This window comes from Thioclava sp. ES.031 (genome assembly GCF_002563775.1).
Lineage (GTDB): Bacteria > Pseudomonadota > Alphaproteobacteria > Rhodobacterales > Rhodobacteraceae > Thioclava.
Genome location: NZ_PDJO01000001.1, coordinates 1,226,768 through 1,245,028 on the forward strand (window position 1 = coordinate 1,226,768; position 18,261 = coordinate 1,245,028).

The following is an 18,261-nucleotide window of genomic DNA, read 5'->3' on the forward strand; positions in this document are numbered from 1 at the left end:
GGCGGGAAGCAGGCGGATTTGTGGCGAAATGCAAAGAGGCTGCGCGGGAGAAATTCCCGCGCAGCTTCAATGTCTTGTCTAGCAGTGGTGTTGTAGGCGAAAAATCGCCACTACCTATGGTGGCTCAGGTCAGGACCTGGTTCTTGATTCGCCAATCCGGCGCGCCGAAGCCTTCGGGCCACGGGTAAACCTCGCGCTGGTTGAAGTAGCTGACACCGACGAGGCTCGGATAGTCCGGCAATTCCTGACGCACCCGGTCGCGCCACATCGAGACGTAGGACTGGTTCCCGACATAGCCGAGCTCGGCCACTGCCACCGGTTTGCCATAGGTTGCAGCCCGCGCGTAGCGGGGCGCGAAGATGTCGTCGAAGGTCTGATCGCGCCCGAATTTGGCCTGGTCCCAAGCCTGCAGCCCGAAGACCGTGAGGCCCACGATATCAGCGTAATCGTCGCCCGGGTAATAGTCGCCCATGTTCTCGTCGCCCAGCGGGGACCACATCAGGTTGATCTTCGGCGCCCTGTCGCGGGCGACGTCGGTCATCCGGCGATAGGCCGCGATGTAGTCGTCGGGGTTCCAGTCCGACCAGATGAACTGGCCGGATTTGTCGTCCATCTCATGGGCGAAGCGCAGCGTGACCGGGCTTTGCAGCGTCGCCAGCACATCGGCCACCGCGATCATGTTGGCGTCGTATTCGCCCCGCTCGATGCCGCGGCGCAGATATTGCGCCGTGTTGCGCTCCGAGCGCGACCATGTCCAAGGCTCCAGTGTCACCAGAAGCGCGCGGTTTCGTTCGAGCGCATAGCTGTCGGCATCGTTCAGCGACGGAAGGAAAACGTCCTCCCAGGGCAGGAACAGGTGCTCGATCACCACGCCCGAAAGATCCGCAAAGTCACCATCGGGATCATAGACCCCGAACGGCAAGGAGCCGGGCGGCACGCTGACATCCGCAGCGAACGCCGGCCGCGCCGATACTGTCAGTCCCAACGCCGCGGCACCGGCCATCAACTCGCGACGGGTCATCAGATCATAAGCCATATCAGTCTCCTCCTTTTGGGTGCGAAGCCCCGTTACTTCCAGCTCGGTTTGACGTGGAACTTCGCGCGTCCCGGAGCGCCCATGCCGGCCCCCGAGACGATGTATTCGACCTTTGCGAGCTGAACCGATTTCAGCCCGATCATGAGTGCGTAGACGCTTTCGCCGCCGCGGAGCCAAAGGGCCCCGAAACTCAGCGAGACGATGACGCTCAGCGTGCCCATCTGAACCGCCATATCGCGGGGCCAGCCGCGCCAGTCGATCTGAACGCGGCGCGCGCGCGCGCCGAAGATCACGCTCAGCAAGACGAAATAGAACGCGGCGTTGAACATGGAGAGGAGGTAAAACCCGCGCGCCTCGATGACGTCGTCGATCAAGAGCACTGGCAGCAAGGCCCCCAGGGCCAGTCCACCGTAAACGGCGATGATCCGCTCGGGTAGCATCGTCGAGGCGGCTTCGCCTTTCGGTGTGATCCGAAAATCGACGAATTTTCCCGACAGCCTGTCATAGACGGCCATGATGCAGCCCCATAGCACCCAAGGCCATTGCATCATCACGAAAAGTGCTTTCTCCCACGCGATGATCTTGGCGTCGCGCGGACGGAAGAACTGATCACGGCGCAGCATGAAGGCGAAGATCAGCGCCACCGTTCCTGCAGGCAGCACATGTCCGATGAAGGCGGGGAATGTCACGTCGGCAAAGCGCATGTCGAAGCTGATGGCGATGATAGGGGCGAGATACATCATCGACATCGAGAGCGCGAAGAAGACATACCAGCTCTGGCAAAGCACGAAGAGGAACCTCAGCCGCCATGGCATTTTCCCGACATAGTCCGGGGTGTAGCGCAGAAGGAGGCTCAGCAGCGAGCGGGACCACTGGAATTCCTGGGTGATCAGGTCGGTCACCGTCGCCGGACCATCGCCGATCGCAATCGCGTCCACCGCGTGAACGCCCCGCCAGCTGGCCGCGTTCATGAGAAGCGTCGTCGAGTGATCTTCGGCAAGCTCGGGGCCGAGACCACCGGCCGCCTTCAGCGCCGAGGTGCGCACAGCGTAATGAGAGCCGATGCACATCGGCGCGAGCGCTCCCGTATAGCCCGTCTGCAAAACGCCGTGAAAGGCAGCTTCGGCATAGAGCCGCGTGCGCGCGGCCCAGCTTTCCTTGGCATTGGACGCACAGATCGACGGTGCGCTCACATAGCCCACCGCCTCATCGGCAAAGGGGCGCAACATCTCGCGCAGATAGCCCGGTTGCGGGACGTGGTCGGCGTCGAGTTGGCTTACAATGTCATACTCGCGATAGCCCCAATGGTCGTAAAAATAGGCGAGGTTTCCTTCCTTGCAGCGCGTCCTGCGCGGCCATTCCTGCCGGTGGTAAGCCTCGATGCCGTGGCGGCTGGAGATCTTCACGCCGTGGATCTTGCACCACGCGCGCGTCTCGGGCGAGGGCGCCTCGTCGGCGAGCCATGTGTCATGCGGATAGTCCTGCGCGAGCATCGCCTCCAACGTCCGACGAACGACCGAAAAGGGTTCGGACGGAGTTTTCGTCGTGATCATCGCGACGCGCCACCGACCCGGCTCCGGAAGGGGCGACGAGGGTCGCACCGCCTGCAGGAAGATCACGAAGAAATAGACCTGCATTGCCAGAAGCCAGATCAGCACTCCTGTGAGTATCAAATACGGAACCGTCGCAAGGATATGCGACGGTGTCAGCCACCAGCTCCAGAAATAGACCGTCGCCAGTATCCACAGTGTAAACAGCACCCGATAGCGCAATGCCTGCCTCGGTGTGAGGATGGGCGCGAGGTGTCCAGCCTCGATCGCAGCGCGTATGTCGGGGCGCTGGATCATTCGGCGGCCGTTGCGGTGAGCGGGGCGGCTTCGGTCTCGGCGCCCGCAATCTCTGCGCGGAAATAGGCGATGGTCGGCACGAGGCCGCTGCGCAGCGCGATTTCCGGACGCCAGCCCAGCCGGGTCTCGGCGCGGGTGATGTCGGGGCAGCGTTGCATCGGATCGTCGAGCGGCAGATCCGAGACGACGAGCGGCGCCCGGCTCTCGCACATGTCGCGCACGATATGGGCCAGCTCGGCGACGGTATATTCGCCCGGATTGCCAAGATTGACCGGATCGTGCCCGACCGTCTCGCTTTCCATCAGGGCGACCAGACCGCTGATCAGGTCATCGACATAGCACAGCGAGCGCGTCTGCGTGCCGCCGCCATAGAGTTCGAGCGGCGCGCCGCGGATCGCCCGCGTCACGAAATTCGAGATCACGCGCCCGTCCTCGGGGTCCATCCGGGGCCCGTAAGTGTTGAAGATCCGCGCGATGCGGGTGTCGATGCCGCGAATGGCCTGAAGGTCGTGGAACAGCGTCTCCGCCGCGCGCTTGCCCTCGTCGTAGCACGAGCGCGGGCCGGTGGTGTTCACCCGACCGCGATAGTCTTCGCGCTGGGGCGAAATCTCCGGGTCGCCATAAACCTCGGAGGTCGAGGCCTGCAGGATGCGCGCGCCGGTCCGCTCGGCGAGGCTGAGCAGGTTCAGCGACCCGGCGATGCAGGTCTGGAACGTGTGCAGCGGGTCGAGCTGGTATTTCGGCGGCGAGGCCGCGCAGGCGAGATTGTAAATCCGGTCGATCTCGCCATTGATCTGCAGCGGCGCGATGATGTCATGTTTCTGGAACGTGAAATCGCGATGCCCCATGAGATAAGCGATGTTCTGGGTCCGCCCGGTCAGCAGGTTGTCGATGCAGATCACCGAATGACCGGCCTCGATCAGCCGGTCGCACAGATGCGATCCCAGGAATCCGGCCCCTCCGGCAACCAGGCAGCGCAACTGCCCCTTATGCCGGCGCGGCGGCGTCCAAGAGATATCTCTCGTCTCGAAACGTGGCAGCTGCGTCATGTTCTCCCCCCACAGAAGAACGGCAACGACTGCCTAGTCCGGTTTCAGGTCAACTTAATCGCTCTGGGCCGGACCAGGCCCGTCGATCCCGATTACAGATATTTCAAAAGGGTAGGGGGCGATTTTCGGGCCGATCAAGCGAAAGCAAAGCTTTTCGACCGAAAATCGAAAGGCCGAAAAAATCCAACCTTCCATTAGATGAAGTTTACACGCTAAGGTTGAGTGTGGCGTTTCGGGTTCGACTTTGCGTCTTCCCGCCTATCCCTTGATTCGACTTGGACAATCGAAGCGGGAGGGCGCGGCGGCCCGTCTTTTCCTAGAGGTCGGAAAGGCCTTCGGTCAGATTATGCAGCTCCCGGGTCATCTCCAGCAGCTCCTGCGCCTCGGCCTCCGAGAAGGGCTCGCCGGAGCGGGTGAAGCCCGAGATCGAGCGCGAGCCGTTCTCCAGAACCGCGCAGGTCAGACCATTCCGCAGGCCGTGGGATCTCGCCCCCTTGAGAACCCCTTTGGGATCATCGAGATCGTCCCAGCGCACCATGCCGACATGTTGCATGCCCCACAGCACGACGGGATCGTCCATCATCATGCCCTTTTCGCTATATTCCTCGATCCAAGGTTCGGGATATGTTCGATAAAGGATGTTCGGACGGGTAAAGCGGATGTGCAGAGCGAAGGCGAAACCGGTGTCGCAGGTTTGACCGAGCTGCTCGAGTAGGCAGGCGATTTCCTTGCGGTTTGCTGTTTCCATCACGGGAATTCGTCTTTAGGTTGTTGGTGCAGGGCGGCAGACTCCGGCGCGACGGTAGGCTGTGACCGCAGTGAGTGCAAGTGAATTGACCATCAGACTATGGAACTGAGGGATTGTGAAACGCGATTGAATGAAATCGCCCCTGCCGGGTTTTATCTCGCGCTTAGGGTTGGATATGCATTCCCCGAAGCCGAACTCAACCGTCTGAATGACGACTGGGTCGACATGTACACCCAACAAGGTTTGGTCGTGCAGGATCCGTCGATGCACTGGATCTACCACAATGTCGGTTACGTACGTTGGTCCGACCTGAAGGACGATCCCCGCGGCGTCGTCGAGATGGCGCGGCAGATGGGGCTGCTCTTCGGCGCCACGATCTCCTACAACACGTCAAGCGATGCTGGGCGGCGCAGTCACGCGGTCCTGTTCCGGTCGGATCGCGACTTCACCGATGCCGAACTTCACGAAGCTTTCCAGATGCTTAAGACCTTGCATGTCGACGCCTCGCAACGCTCGCTCACGGATGCCGAACTCGAGGCGATCCGCTACCGGGCCGACGGGCTCTTGATCAAACAGATCGCCGCGAAGCTCGCAATTTCCGAGAGCGGCGTGAAAGCGCGGCTGTCTTCTGCGAGCCGAAAACTGGGCGCGCGCAACGCGATTGAGATGCTCGCGATTGCGACCTCAAGGCGATTGATCTAGGCGCGCACAACCTAAAAGAGTGAATTTTTCACAATTTCGTGGTTTCGATGGAGCTATCCAGAAGGAGGCTCCAATGCAGAACTGCACTTTTGAATTCTCGCAACTTCACCGCTTCGGCACCGCTTTTTACGACTTCCTGCGCCTGCGCAAGGAGGTCTTCGTCGACACGCTCGGATGGGACGTGCCGCATAATGACGAAGTGGAAATGGATCAATACGATACGCCCTTGGCGCATTACTCGCTTGTGTTGAAGGACGGGCGGGTGGTGGGCGGGGCACGGGCAATGTCCACCGCAGCGATCTGGGGGCCCAATACCTACATGCTGCGCGACGCGCATCTGGGGAAACTAGCCCATATCCCGGCGGAGATTCTGCCGACCGAAATCGCGAACGACACGGTCTGGGAATGCACGCGTCTGGTGATTTCCGATGCGCTCACCAAGCAGGCGGAGCGGGCGACCTGTCTGCGGCTCATCGTCGACGGTCTCGTTGAGCGCGCCAAGGAGCGTGGAGCGGACGAGTTGATCTGCCTCTCCTCGCTCGCCCTGATGCGCGCGCTGCGCCAGCTTGGCTACGATGTGAGCCGGATGGGTCCGGCCTATCGCAACGACGAGGACGGGCGCCAATATGCCGCGCTGCGGATGCCTGCGGAATACTCCACCCAGCGGCGTCGCGAAATGGCCGGGGCCTACGTGCTGGCAGCCCAGTCGGCCCCGCGCCAGTTGCACACCGCCGCGTGATGTGGGGTGGGATAGAAAAAGGGCGCGCCCATCGCCCGGGCGCGCCCTGATCTTCGGCGTCGGTCGCGCGCTCAGCGCACGACGAAGACGCTGCAATTCGAGTGCCGCACGACCCGCGCGGCGTTCGGCCCGAGCAGGTAATCGCTGAGATCGGGGCGGTGCGCCCCGAGCACGATCATGTCCGCGCCGTCCTTCTCGGCCAGCGAAAGGATCTCGTGATAGGCGGTGCCGACGCCCACGATGTGGCGCACCTTCGCGTTCACCTCGGGGCCGACCACTTCGGCGACGAAATCATGCAGCAGCTCATGCGCATGCTCCTTCGCCTTCGCAGTGTGATCGTCCGAGAAGAAGGCCCCGACCACCGCCGAGCCGTAATCGGGCACCACGGTGACGACGTCGAGCTGTGCGTCTTCCATCTTGGCCAGCCGCGCCGCCCATTCGAGCACTTTGCGCTCGGTCTTGGGGCGGTTCATGTCGATCGCGCAGAGAATGGTATTGGTCATGCCGGTTCTCCTTCAGCAAAGGCCGCGTCGTCGTCTTCCTTGCGTCGATATTGCAGGAAAGCGATGAGCGCGAGAAGGGCGAAGGCGGGGATGAACATCAGCTCTTTTGGAAGCTGATCGTTCGGCACCTTCACGTTGGACAGGGTGACGGGATTGTCGCCGTAGAAGTCGAAGCCCTGCAGTTTGGTCTGCAGCTCCGTGCCGAACATCGGCTCGTCCGCGACCATCTTGCCGTCGGTTTCGGTGAAGCTCAGGCCGAGCTTGTCGAGCTTGTCCTGACCCGTCGCGCCCTCGGGCACCTTGACCAGCACCGTCATGTCCTTCGGGTCGCCCGTCGTATAATCGGGCCCCGAGAAGACCAGCCGCAATTCGCGACCGACCGGCGCCTTGTCGAGACGCTGCGTGATATTGGCAGGCGGCACCTCGTTATAGGGCGGCTCGACCATGTTCATGAAGTAGCCGGGACGGAACAGGGTGAAGGCCACCAGAAGCAGCGCCACCGTCTCCCAGATCTTCGAACGGGTGACGAACCAGCCCATCGTGCCTGCGGTGAAGACGAGGATGCCGATCGTCGCCACGATGAAGACGAAGATCGCCTGATACCAGGTCACGTCGATCAGCAGCAGGTCGGTGTTGAAGATGAACACGAAGGGCAGGGCGACCGTGCGCAGCGAATAGAAGAAGGCGGTGAAGCCCGTCTTGATCGCATCGCCGCCAGAGACCGCCGCCGCCGCGAAGGAGGCTAGCCCCACCGGTGGCGTCACATCCGCCATGATGCCGAAGTAGAACACGAACAGGTGCACCGCGATCAGCGGCACCACGAGGCCCGACTGCGCGCCCAGATGGACGACCACGCCCACCATCAGCGAGCTGACGACGATGTAGTTCGCCGTGGTCGGCAGGCCCATCCCGAGGATCAGCGACAGGATCGCCACGAAGACCAGCATCAGGATCAGGTTGCCGCCCGAGAGGAACTCGACGAAATCGGCCATCACCTGACCGATCCCGGTCAGCGAGACGGTGCCCACGATGATCCCGGCGGTGGCCGTGGCCAGACCGATCCCGATCATGTTGCGCGCGCCGTCGATCATGCCGCCGATCAGGTCGAGAACGCCTTCCCGGAAGCGGCTCATGGGCGCACTCTCGCCGCGGAACATCGCCTTGAGCGGTTTCTGCGTGAGCAGGATGAAGAACAGCAGGAACGAGGCCCAGAAGGCCGACAGGCCCGGCGATTTGCGCTCGATCATCAGGAAATAGACCAGCACGACGATCGGCAGCAGGTAGTAGAGGCCCGCCTTGTAGATGTCCTTGATCTCGGGGAGCTTCACGATCTCCGAATTCGGATCGTCCGGCTCCAGATCGGGGGCTTTCGCAGCGACCCAGACGAGCCCGAGATAGACCACGACGACGAGCAGGGCGAGAACCCAGGCCGCGCCCTCGGGCACCATCGAGGTGATGAGGCGCACCGGGAATTGGGTAGCGTAGCACAGGGCCGCGAAGCCCGCGAAGAAGGCGAACATGCCAAAGGCGGTGCGCCAGACCGAGACCACGCGGTCGCCGATCGTCGGCATCCGGTTCTTCACCGCCTCCAGATGCACGATGTAGAACAATGCGATGTAGGAGATGATCGCCGGGATGAAGGCGTGTTTGATGACCTCCAGATAGGAGATGCCGACATATTCCACCATCAGGAAGGCGGCAGCGCCCATCACCGGGGGCATGATCTGGCCGTTGACCGAAGAGGCCACTTCGACCGAACCCGCCTTCTCTGCCGAGAAGCCAACGCGCTTCATCAGCGGAATGGTGAAGGTGCCGGTGGTGACCACGTTCGCGATCGACGAGCCCGAGATCAGGCCGGTCGCGGCAGAGCCCACGACGGCGGCTTTTGCCGGGCCACCGCGCAGGTGGCCGAGCGCACCAAAGGCCATCTGAATGAAGTAGTTGCCCGCGCCCGCTTTCTCGAGAAGCGCGCCGAACAGCACGAAGAGGAAGACGAACTTGGTCGAGACGCCAAGCGCGATGCCGAACACCCCCTCGGAGGTGATCCACATATGCGACATGGCCTTGCGCAGGCTCGCGCCGGCCCAGCGGATCTGTTCGGGGAAGAACTCGGAGGAGCCGAAGAAGACGTAGCACAGGAACACAATCGCCAGCAGGACCATGATCGGGCCGAGCGTGCGATAGGCTGCGATGAAGAGGAAGATGATGCCGAGGACGGAGATATAGGCGTCCTGCATATCCGCGAGCCCGCCATTGTCGACGATCTTCTGGTAAAAGAAATAGCCATACATCGAGAGCAGCGCACCGCCGACCGCGAGGATCCAGTCATACCACGGCACATGGTCCTTGGGTGAGGATTTGAACAGCGGATACGCCATCGCCGAGAGGAAGATGGCATAGGCCAGATGGATCTGGCGGGCGTTGTTGATCAGGTCGCCCGGCAGCACATACGGCCCGATGGGCGAGGCCAGAAGCACCTGAAAGATCGACCAGCTCAGCGCCACCACGGCGACCATGAGCCCGACCCAACCTTTGGGGCTGCGCGCCCCGCTGTCAGAAGCTTGGACGAGCTCCTGTAATTCCTGTTCGTTCAAGGCGCGATTTTCCGCCATCGTTCCCCCTAGCGGCCCACAGGGCCGTCCGCCTGTTCCGGCATGATCATAAAGCTGAAACTAAAAAAGGCGGGCACGCAAGCGCGCCCGCCCAGTTATACGCAGGGCTTATTTAATCCAGCCCTGCTCCTTATAGTACTTCAGAGCGCCCGGATGGATCGGAGCCGAGATGCCCTTGGTGACCATTTCTTCCGGCGTCAGATGCGCGAAGGCCGGGTGCAGCTTCTTGAACTCGTCGAAGTTGTCGAAGACCGACTTCACCAGAGCGTAGACGACGTCATCGGGCTCATCCGCCGAGGTCACGAGAGTCGCGCGCACACCGAAGGTCTGCGTGTCGTCGGGGTTGCCGCGATACATGCCGCCCGGAATGGTGGCTTTCGCGTAGTAGGGGTTGTCGGCGACCAGCTTGTCGACCGCGTCACCCGTGACGTTCACGAGGGTCGCGTCGCACGAGGTGGTGGCTTCCTGGATCGAACCCGAGGGGTGACCCACGGTGTAGACCATCGCGTCGATCTGGTTGTCGCAGAGCGCTTTCGACTGCTCGGCTGCCTTCAGCTCGGTTGCGAGCGCGAAGTCCGAGGTTTTCCAGCCCATCGCGTCCATCAGCACTTCCATGGTGCCGCGCTGACCCGAACCGGGGTTGCCGATGTTCACGCGCTTGCCCTTGAGGTCGGCGAAGTTCTTGATGCCGCTATCGGCACGCGCGACGACGGTGAAGGGCTCGGGGTGGATCGAGAACACTGCGCGCAGCTTCTTGAACGGACCCTGATCGGAGAATTTCGAGTCGCCCTTGTAGGCGTGGTACTGCCAGTCCGACTGGGCGATGCCGAAGTCGAGCTCGCCCGAACGGATCGTGTTGATGTTGTAGACCGAACCGCCGGTGGATTCGACCGAGCAACGCACGCCGGTTTCTTTGTGGCTCTTGTTCATCAGGCGGCAGATCGCGCCACCGGTCGGGTAGTAAACGCCGGTCACACCGCCGGTCCCGATGGTGATGAAGGTCTCGTCGGCTGCGTTCGCCGCGGGCGCGAGCAGCGCGCCAGCGACGGCCGCGATGGCCCCGAGTTTGAAGAACTTTTTCATTGAGTAACTCCCGTTGGTCGTTTTTGGGTCTCGGTTCAAAAATACGGCCCGCTTCGGTCAGCGCACATAGACTTCGTCGAGAAGCCTGTTACGCCGTTCGACCTCGGCGATCCGTTCGGTTGCGCGGGGTCCCGCGCGCTTCGCCACCAGCGCCAGAATTGCTTCGAGCAAGAACAGCGTGGCGACGTAACTCGTGTAGAAATGCGGGCTGTCGGTGGGCACGATGAAGGTCTCATCGGCCGCGTGCAGCGCCGGACAGCTGCGGCTGTCGGTAATCAGCGCGACATAGGCGCCCTGTTCATGGGCATGGATCGCGCTGCGGATGGTGGAGCGCGCGAAGGGCGGCTTGGTGATCACCAGAACCGCGTCGCGCTCGTCGAGCCCCGCGAGCGTGGCGCCCAGAGACGAACCCGCCCGTGCGCCCAGCTCCCAGTTATCGCCTAGGAAATTGGCGATATAGGCGGTGTACTCCGCGATCCCCGTCGAGCCGAGCGCGCCCAGCAGCACCACCCGGCGCGCAGCGGCGAGCTTGTCGGCCACGGCCTCGAGCCGCCCCGGCTCGATCGCGGCGGTCAGGGCTGCGATATTGTCCTGCGTGGCCGCGGCATAGCGGTTGAGGAAGCTGCTCTGCGGATCGACGGCATCCTTCTGCAGCCGATCGGCGCGGTCCGCGAAGGGGGACACACGGCGACCGATCTGGTCGCGCATGGTCTCGCGCAGCTCTTCGAAATTCTCGTATTCGAGCGCATGGGCGAGGCGGGTGAAGGTCGCGGGCGCAAGGTTCGATTCGCTCGCCAGCGTGCGCAGCGAACGGGTGGCGATGCTCACCGGGTTGTCTGCGATATAGTCTCCCGCCTCACGCAAGCGCGCGGAAAGGTTGCCATATTGCGCAGCCAATCGCTGTTCGAAACTGCCGGACAATGCCCCTCCCCAGGTTCCATCACCAGTTATCGCGTCGAGGTGACCGTTTCAATTGTTTCATATATTGTCAATGCGTAAAACATATGTTTCATGGGGCAATCAGCGATCCTCACGCATTCTTGTCCCGAAGGAGGGACCGACATGAGTCACGTATTCCCGCGCCACACGAAGTCCAACGCGCCCTTGGCGGTAAAGGGCGACGGTATCTACATCCTCGATGCCAACGGGAAGCGATATCTCGATGGGTCCGGGGGCGCGGCGGTGTCCTGCCTCGGTCACTCTGACGCTGACGTGATTGCCGCGATCAAGGATCAGATCGACAATATCGCCTTCGCGCATACCGGTTTCTTCACCTCCGCACCCGCCGAACGGCTAGCCGACCGCCTTATCGCTCACGCACCGGGGAGCCTCGACCGCGTCTATTTCACGTCCGGGGGATCGGAGGCTGTGGAAAGCGCACTCAAGATGGCGCGGCAGTATTTCGTCGAGAAGGGCGAGCCGAGCCGGTCGCATTTCATCGCGCGCCGCCAGTCCTATCACGGCAACACGCTGGGCGCGCTGGCCGCTGGCGGCAATGCGTGGCGCCGCGAGAAATTCAACCCGCTGCTGATCGACGTGAGCCACATCGCGCCCGTGCATGAATACCGCTGGCGCGAGGAAGGCGAGACCGCCGAGGAATACGGTCTGCGCGTCGCCAACGAGCTGGAGGCCGAGATTCAGCGCCTCGGGGCGGAGAACGTGATCGGCTTCATCGCCGAGCCGGTCGTCGGCGCCACGATGGGCGCAGTGCCGCCGGTGAAGGGCTATTTAAAGCGTATCCGCGAGATCTGCGACCAATACGGCATCCTGCTGATCCTCGACGAGGTCATGTGCGGGATGGGCCGGACCGGCACGCTGTTCGCCTGCGAGCAGGACGGGATCGCGCCCGATATCGTCACCATCGCAAAGGGGCTCGGCGCGGGTTACCAGCCCATCGGGGCGGCGCTCTGCACCTCCGAGATTTACGACGCCTTCGTCAACGGCTCGGGCTTCTTCCAGCACGGCCACACCTATATCGGCCACCCGACCGCAACCGCCGCCGGTGATGCCGTGGTGAAGAAACTGACCGAGGGCGGGCTCGTCGCGCGGGCGGCGCAGCAGGGCGAAGTGCTCGACGCGGCGCTGCGTGAGGCGTTCGGCCAGCATCCCAATATCGGCGACATCCGCGGGCGCGGCATGTTCCGCGGGCTGGAAATCGTGGCCGACCGTGCCACGAAAGAGCCGATGGACCCGGCCAAGGCGATCAACAAGAAGCTCAAGGCGGCGGCCTTCGAGGCGGGGCTCGTCTGCTACCCGATGGGGGGCACGATCGACGGCCAGCGCGGCGACCACATCCTGCTCGCGCCGCCCTTCATCATCACCGACGACCAGATCGGGGAATTGGTGGAAAAGCTCGGCACCGCGATCCGCGAGGTTCTCGGGTGAGCCTGCCGCATATCATGGTCGCGCCGAACGGGGCGACCAAGACGAAGACCGACCACCCGGCGCTGCCGATCACCTTGGACGAGATTGCGCAGACCGCGCTGGCCTGCCGCGACGCCGGGGCAGGGGCGCTGCATCTGCATCTGCGCGACGATGCGGGCGGGCACCTGCTCGATAGTGGCGCCTATGCCGAGGCGCTGGCCCATCTGCGTCCGCTTCTGGGTGAGATGGCGACTCAGATCACCACCGAGGCTGCGGGCCGCTACGAACCCGGACACCAGCGCTATGTCGCGCTGAACTCGGGCGCTAAGATGGTCTCGGTCTCGGCGCGCGAGATGCTGCGCGATCATGAATTGCTGGCGATGAAATTCTACGAGGAAGCCGCCGAGCGCGGCATCAGGGTCCAGCATATCCTCTATTCCCGCGAGGATGCCGAGGCGCTGGCACGCGTCCTGCCCGACCGCCTGCTGCGCGATCCGGAGCTGCAACTGATCTTCGTGATGGGCCGCTATATCGCCGGGCAGGTCTCGACGCCTGCGATGCTCGACCCCTTCCTCGACTGGATGCAGGCCGAGGCGATCACCCCCGACTGGGCGATCTGCGCCTTCGGTTCGGGCGAAACCGACTGCCTGCGCAATGCGCTCGCCAAGGGTGGCAAGGCGCGCGTCGGGTTCGAGAACTCGCTGGTGATGGCGGACGGCACCACCGCGCCCGACAACGCCGCGCGCGTGGCCGAGATCGCAGCCCTTTAATCGAGCGCCGGATGCCCTTTCTCGGGGCAATCGGCGAGGTCCGACCGGTCTTCCTCGGGCAGTTGCCGGGCGATGTCGCGCAGGGCGCTGCGCAGGCCTTCCTCGACCACCGGGTGATAGAAAGGCATCGCCAGCATGTCATAAGCGCTCATGCCCGACTGGATCGCGAGGCCGAAGAGATGCGCGAAATGCTCGCCCTCGGGCAGCGCCATCTCGCAGCCCAGCAGCTTGCCGCTCTCGGGCACGGCGTAGATGCGGATCATTCCATAGGCTTCCTCGGCCAGCCGCGCGCGCGATTGCGTCGCGAAATCCGCGCTGCCGATCAGGATGTCCTGCCCGTTCAGATCCTTGAAGCTTTGCCCCACGCGCACCGCATTGGGCGCGCTGAAGGCGATGGCCATCGAGGTCCGGCGGCGATAGCAGCGCGGGGTCTCGGTCACCGCGTTGCGCCCCGCGATGTGCCCCTCATCGGCGGCTTCGTGCAGGATTGGGCGGATCGCGTTCGCGTCGCCCGCGAGGAACACTCGTAGATCGCCGATCTGGGTGGTGGAGGCGTCGACCTCGGGCATCCCGTGATCGTCGAGCGGCACGCCCAGCGTCTCCAGCCCGAGCCCCGCGATATTGGGGCGGCGGCCCATCGCGGCGAGCACGGCGTCGGCCTCGAATTCCGCGCCGCCTGCGCCTTTCACGATCAGGCTGCCCGCATTGCCTTCGGAAATCTCTGCCGGGGCGCCCAGATGCAGCGGCAGCTCCGCCGCGATCGCGTCGCGCAGGAGTGCTGCGACCTCGGGGTCGGTCATGCCGGCGACGCTTTCCAATGCATCGAAGCCCGCGACCTCGATCCCCATCCGCGCCATCGCCTGTGCCAGCTCCACCCCGATCGCGCCCATGCCGATCACCGCGATCCGCTTGGGCAGATCGTCGAGAGTGAACAGCGTATCGGTGGTCAGGATGCGCTCACCAAAGGTCTTCCACGGCCCCGGCAGCACCGGCGACGAGCCCGTCGCGAGGATGATCGCATCGGCGGTGACCTCGCCATGGCCCGCGATCTCGATCCGGTTCGGACCAAGGAGAGTCGCGCGGCCCGAGATCGCCTTGTCGCCAAGGGCTTTGGGGACCTTGCGCGGGGATTTCGTGAACCCGTCGCGCATCCGTTTCATCCGCGCCATCACGGCGGGCACATCGATGCGCAGCGCCTCGGCGCCGGAAATCCCGAAGGCCTCGAAATCGTGGCGGCGGTGGAAGGCGTTGGCGGCTTCGATCAGCGCCTTGGAGGGCATGCAGCCGCTTTCGGCACAGGTCGTGCCCCAATGGCCGTCGTTGACGATCAGGAAGTCATCGGTCGCATGGCGCACTTCGCGCAGGGCAGACAGCCCGGCCGAGCCAGAACCGATGATAACGACGCGCGCGTGTTGTGACATGAAACCTCCGCTGATCTGTCGTGAACCGAACCGTTCAGCGAGGTATACGTTCCAACCACTTGCGCGGTAAAGCCTGCGCCTCGCCGCGAACCCGCAGGCTGCGCATCGCCACGATCTGGCCGAGCGCGCGATGCGGCGCGATGGTGCGGAAGATATCGCGGATCATGCGTGCGTCGGCGGCGACGCCCGCGCGCCAATTGCCCAGCTTCGCGGATTTCATCGGACTGTCGACGCCGGGCCAGGAGACGACGGCGATCCGGGCGCGCTCTGCGATCCACAGCCGGTTCATGAACACTTCCAGCCCGAAGCGGGGCAGGGCGTTGAGCGCCTCCAGCCGTTCGTCCAGCATCTCGCGCGGGATCACTCGCTCGCCCGAGATGTAATCGAGCCCGATCACCCGCCAGATGCGCGGCGCGTTGCGGCGCAGGCTGATCGTGACATCGGCCTCCCCATTCGCCACCGGCGCGATCAGCGCGCCCAGATCGGCATGGGTCAGCCCCAGCAGATCGCTGTCGAGCAGCAGCAGGTGGCTGCCTGCGGCCTCCGCGATCCCGGCAGCCACGGCTGCGGTTTTCCCGCCGTTCTGCGTCTGGCGCAGCACCCGCAGATGCGGATGGGCGTCGCGATAGCCTTCGGCGATCTCGGCGGTGCCATCGCTCGAGCCGTCGTCGATCACGATCACCTCGGCGATCTGGCGATGGTCCAGCACACGCTCCAGCACCGCGCCGATCCGCGGGGCCTCGTTATAGGCGGGCAGAATGCAGGTGATCGTCGTCATGTGTGCGACCTCTTGCGGCGATAGAACCAGATCGTGCCACCGAGAATGATCACGACCAGCAGGATCAGCGAGCCTTTCGACAGCCAGCTGTCGATCTTCCCGATATGCGAGCCGAGCCAATAGCCGAGCGCCACGAAGGCCAGCGATTTCGGGATCGTGGCGATCAGGTTCGTGAGCAGGAAGACCCAGACATTCATCCGCGCGACTCCGGCCGCGACCAGCACCGGCGCGCCCGCCGAATGGGTCAGCTTGCCGAAGACCAGCGTCTTGATCCCCTTGTTCTGGAAGTGCCGCGCCGCGCTCACGAGCCGCGCGCGGCTCAGGCCCAGCTTGTCGCGCCACTTCTTGGGCATCCGGTTCAGCCCCCATCGGCCAAGCGCATAGAGCCCCAGATCGCCGACGAGATCGGCAAGGATCACGATGATCGCGACCGACCAGACCGAGAACATGTTCTGGCTGGCGAGCCACGCCGCGATCACCGTCACGATCGGCCCTTCGAGCACCGCAATCGGCGCCAGCACGGCCAGGCCGTGTTTCGCCATCAATACGGAGATCGTCTCGAGGCCGATCATCAGGTTACTCCGTGACGGGGGCGTCGCTGCGGGCGACGTCCCGGTGGGTCATGTCATTGCCGCGCCAGGTGAAATCGCGCCCGAACCAAGTCATCAGCCACAGCGCGGGCAGCATCGCGTCGCGGATCGCGAAGCCCGCAATGTCGCGCGCCGAGGCAGGCCAGCCGGCGATCCGGGCGAGCAGCACCTCGGCACCGTACCACAGCGCCACCAGAAGCGGCAGGGCGATCCACGGCATCGCGCCCAACGCGGCCAGGGCAAGCGCGGCGAGGAAGGGCAGGAACGGGCCCTGCGCGATCTCGGCTGCGAAAATCATCACGAACCCGTCGCGGCGCACCTTGGACCAGCGCAGCTGGCGGTCCCAGACCGCGCGGGCCGAGCGCATCCCGATCGGTTGCGCGAAAAGGTGCCGCGTCAGCCGCACCTTCAGGCCCTGACGGCGCACCAGCTTGGTCGAGGCCACATCTTCGGCCATGTTGCGCCCGAGCGCCGCGAAACCGCCGCCCGCCATCAGGATGTCGCGCCGCCAGAACAGCGATTTTCCTTGCGCGAAGCCCATCCCGATCATGTCGGCGGTCACCTGCCAGCGCGCCTGATTGGTGTTGAGGAAAGCCGCCTCCACCGCGCCCCAGAGATTGCCCGGGCGCTCGGCCACCGGCGGGGCGGATACGAGCCCTGTGCCGGGCCGCCACTCCGCCGCCAGCCGCTGCAGGTAGTCGCGCGGCAAGAGCAGATTGCTGTCGGCCATCGCGAGCCACTCCGCCTCGGTCGCCGACAGCCCCTTGTGCAGATTGTTCAGCTTCGGATTGCCCGACACCGCGTCGAGCCCGGTCAGAAGCCGTGCGCGCACCTGCGGGTTCTCTTCGATCAGGCGGCGGACCAGTGCGCAGGCGGGGTCGCGCTCCGACGGCGCGCAGAAGATCACCTCGTAATTCGGATAGTCGAGGTTGAAGGAGGAGCCCAGCGTCTCGGCATCGAAGGGATCGACCCCGCAGACCGGGCGCATCAGCGCGATGAAAGGCAGGTCGTCGGGCACCGGCTTCGGCGGGCGGGACTCGCGCCATGCGGTCATCGCAGCGCTGAGAAGATGCGCCGTGAGGGTGAGGCCCAGAAGGGCTGCGAGGGAGAGCAGAACGATCGTCATGCGCGAACCTTTGCGACGGCGGGGCGGGTGCCGGTCTCGGTGACCGCAGCGGGCTCCGCGCCCCATTGAAGAAGTTGCAATGCGCCGGAACTATCCTCGGCCAGGGCGGTCAGGCTGTCCACCCAATCGCCGCAATTGGCATAGGTCAGCCCGTCGACATCGCGCAAAGCAGGCTTGTGCGAGTGGCCGCAGATGATCCCGTCGACCCCGGCTTCGGAGGCCAGCGCGATCAAGCGATGCTCATAGCCCGAGCCGCGCGCGATCAGCTGATTGATGCCTTCGATCGCAAGCTGGATCAGGGTGCGCTCGGTCTCAGACACGTCGCGGCGACGGCGCAGCCACGCATCGATGCCGCGAAACAGCGCGTCCATCCGGCTCCCGAAACGGGTCATCGCGTGCCAGCGCAGGATACGCGCGTCGCATTGATCGCCATGCACGATGAGGTAGCGTTGCCCGTCCGCGCCGACATGCAGCGCCGTCTCGGTCAGCTCGAAACTGAGGAAATTCATCCCCGGCGCACGCAGCGCCGCATCGTGATTGCCGGGCAGATAGACGATGCGCGTCCCGGCCTCGGCATGGGCTTCGAGGGTCTCGATGATCTCGGCATGGATCTCGCTCCATTGCACGGGCCCGCCATGCCAGAGATCGAGGATGTCGCCGACGAGGTAGATCGCGTCGGCCTGAACGCTTTGCAGGAAATCGAGGATCGGGCCGGGGCTGCACCCGCGCGATCCGAGGTGGAAATCCGACAGGAAAAGGCTGCGGTAGCGTTGTTTGTTGTGATGGCGCGATCGGCTCATGTCACATCTCCGGTGGATCTGCGGGGAGGGGCAGGCAACCGGCGCCTGCGCGGAGAAGCGGAGCGGAAACAGTCAGGAAAATCACAGGCTGTA

Annotated in this window: 17 protein-coding genes; 4 read left to right on the forward strand and 13 right to left on the reverse strand. The window is 63.9% G+C overall.

Translation table 11 applies throughout. The annotated features are described in order from the left end of the window. Positions 1–124: 124 nt before the first annotated feature. From AXZ77_RS05955 to AXZ77_RS05970, 4 genes are all read right to left on the reverse strand, one after another. A complete protein-coding gene (locus AXZ77_RS05955; protein ID WP_255266424.1) occupies positions 125–1,036 on the reverse strand; it encodes a glycoside hydrolase family 26 protein in 912 nt (303 codons plus the stop codon). A gap of 32 nt (positions 1,037–1,068) precedes the next feature. After that, the gene (locus AXZ77_RS05960; RefSeq protein ID WP_098410429.1) at positions 1,069–2,883 is read right to left on the reverse strand and encodes a glycosyltransferase; all 1,815 of its coding nucleotides are present in this window, start codon (positions 2,881–2,883) and stop codon (positions 1,069–1,071) included. Beyond that, complete coding sequence (locus AXZ77_RS05965) at positions 2,880–3,863, reverse strand: UDP-glucuronic acid decarboxylase family protein (RefSeq protein ID WP_369679769.1); 984 nt, start codon at positions 3,861–3,863, stop codon at positions 2,880–2,882. The genes AXZ77_RS05960 and AXZ77_RS05965 overlap by 4 nt, the downstream gene beginning before the upstream one ends. A gap of 385 nt (positions 3,864–4,248) precedes the next feature. Continuing rightward, entirely contained in the window at positions 4,249–4,680 is a 432-nt protein-coding gene (locus AXZ77_RS05970; protein ID WP_098410431.1) for an autoinducer binding domain-containing protein, read from the reverse strand. A 126-nt stretch (positions 4,681–4,806) separates the two neighbouring features. Between AXZ77_RS05970 and AXZ77_RS05975 the strand changes: the two genes are divergently transcribed. Together AXZ77_RS05975 and AXZ77_RS05980 are read left to right on the forward strand one after the other, a co-directional pair. After that, on the forward strand, positions 4,807–5,382 hold the full coding sequence (locus AXZ77_RS05975) for a LuxR family transcriptional regulator (protein ID WP_176535973.1): 576 nt from the start codon (positions 4,807–4,809) through the stop codon (positions 5,380–5,382). Between the two features lie 73 nt (positions 5,383–5,455). Continuing rightward, positions 5,456–6,121, forward strand: coding sequence for an acyl-homoserine-lactone synthase (locus tag AXZ77_RS05980; protein ID WP_098410433.1), 666 nt, complete (start codon positions 5,456–5,458; stop codon positions 6,119–6,121). A 71-nt stretch (positions 6,122–6,192) separates the two neighbouring features. Here AXZ77_RS05980 and AXZ77_RS05985 read toward each other — a convergent pair whose 3' ends face one another. The 4 genes from AXZ77_RS05985 to AXZ77_RS06000 form a co-directional block, all read right to left on the reverse strand. After that, entirely contained in the window at positions 6,193–6,624 is a 432-nt protein-coding gene (locus AXZ77_RS05985) for a universal stress protein (protein WP_098410434.1), read from the reverse strand. Further along, positions 6,621–9,236: a TRAP transporter permease gene (locus tag AXZ77_RS05990; RefSeq protein ID WP_218000474.1), complete on the reverse strand. Its 2,616-nt coding sequence runs from the start codon at positions 9,234–9,236 to the stop codon at positions 6,621–6,623. The genes AXZ77_RS05985 and AXZ77_RS05990 overlap by 4 nt, the downstream gene beginning before the upstream one ends. Before the next feature lie 108 nt (positions 9,237–9,344). Continuing rightward, the gene (locus tag AXZ77_RS05995; protein WP_098410435.1) at positions 9,345–10,319 is read right to left on the reverse strand and encodes a TAXI family TRAP transporter solute-binding subunit; all 975 of its coding nucleotides are present in this window, start codon (positions 10,317–10,319) and stop codon (positions 9,345–9,347) included. A gap of 57 nt (positions 10,320–10,376) precedes the next feature. Continuing rightward, the gene (locus AXZ77_RS06000) at positions 10,377–11,240 is read right to left on the reverse strand and encodes a MurR/RpiR family transcriptional regulator (protein ID WP_255266425.1); all 864 of its coding nucleotides are present in this window, start codon (positions 11,238–11,240) and stop codon (positions 10,377–10,379) included. A 141-nt stretch (positions 11,241–11,381) separates the two neighbouring features. Between AXZ77_RS06000 and AXZ77_RS06005 the strand changes: the two genes are divergently transcribed. Together AXZ77_RS06005 and AXZ77_RS06010 are read left to right on the forward strand one after the other, a co-directional pair. Next, on the forward strand, positions 11,382–12,704 hold the full coding sequence (locus tag AXZ77_RS06005; RefSeq protein ID WP_098410437.1) for an aspartate aminotransferase family protein: 1,323 nt from the start codon (positions 11,382–11,384) through the stop codon (positions 12,702–12,704). Beyond that, on the forward strand, positions 12,701–13,453 hold the full coding sequence (locus AXZ77_RS06010; protein ID WP_098410438.1) for a 3-keto-5-aminohexanoate cleavage protein: 753 nt from the start codon (positions 12,701–12,703) through the stop codon (positions 13,451–13,453). Before AXZ77_RS06005 ends, AXZ77_RS06010 begins: the two co-directional genes overlap by 4 nt. Here the strand turns inward: AXZ77_RS06010 and AXZ77_RS06015 are convergent. From AXZ77_RS06015 to AXZ77_RS06035, 5 genes are read right to left on the reverse strand one after another with little or no spacing between them, the layout of a single operon-like run. Beyond that, the gene (locus tag AXZ77_RS06015; protein ID WP_098410439.1) at positions 13,450–14,874 is read right to left on the reverse strand and encodes a dihydrolipoyl dehydrogenase; all 1,425 of its coding nucleotides are present in this window, start codon (positions 14,872–14,874) and stop codon (positions 13,450–13,452) included. The two genes, AXZ77_RS06010 and AXZ77_RS06015, sit on opposite strands and share 4 nt — an antisense overlap. A 34-nt stretch (positions 14,875–14,908) precedes the next feature. Beyond that, positions 14,909–15,652 (reverse strand): glycosyltransferase, encoded by a 744-nt coding sequence (locus AXZ77_RS06020; RefSeq protein ID WP_098410440.1) that lies wholly within the window; start codon positions 15,650–15,652, stop codon positions 14,909–14,911. Further along, positions 15,649–16,224, reverse strand: a complete 576-nt coding sequence (locus tag AXZ77_RS06025) for a DedA family protein (RefSeq protein WP_098410441.1) — start codon at positions 16,222–16,224, stop codon at positions 15,649–15,651. The genes AXZ77_RS06020 and AXZ77_RS06025 overlap by 4 nt, the downstream gene beginning before the upstream one ends. Before the next feature lie 4 nt (positions 16,225–16,228). Then, positions 16,229–17,368, reverse strand: a complete 1,140-nt coding sequence (locus tag AXZ77_RS06030; protein WP_098410442.1) for a ceramide glucosyltransferase — start codon at positions 17,366–17,368, stop codon at positions 16,229–16,231. Beyond that, positions 17,365–18,168 (reverse strand): UDP-2,3-diacylglucosamine diphosphatase, encoded by an 804-nt coding sequence (locus tag AXZ77_RS06035; RefSeq protein WP_098410443.1) that lies wholly within the window; start codon positions 18,166–18,168, stop codon positions 17,365–17,367. Before AXZ77_RS06035 ends, AXZ77_RS06030 begins: the two co-directional genes overlap by 4 nt. Positions 18,169–18,261: the final 93 nt, after the last annotated feature.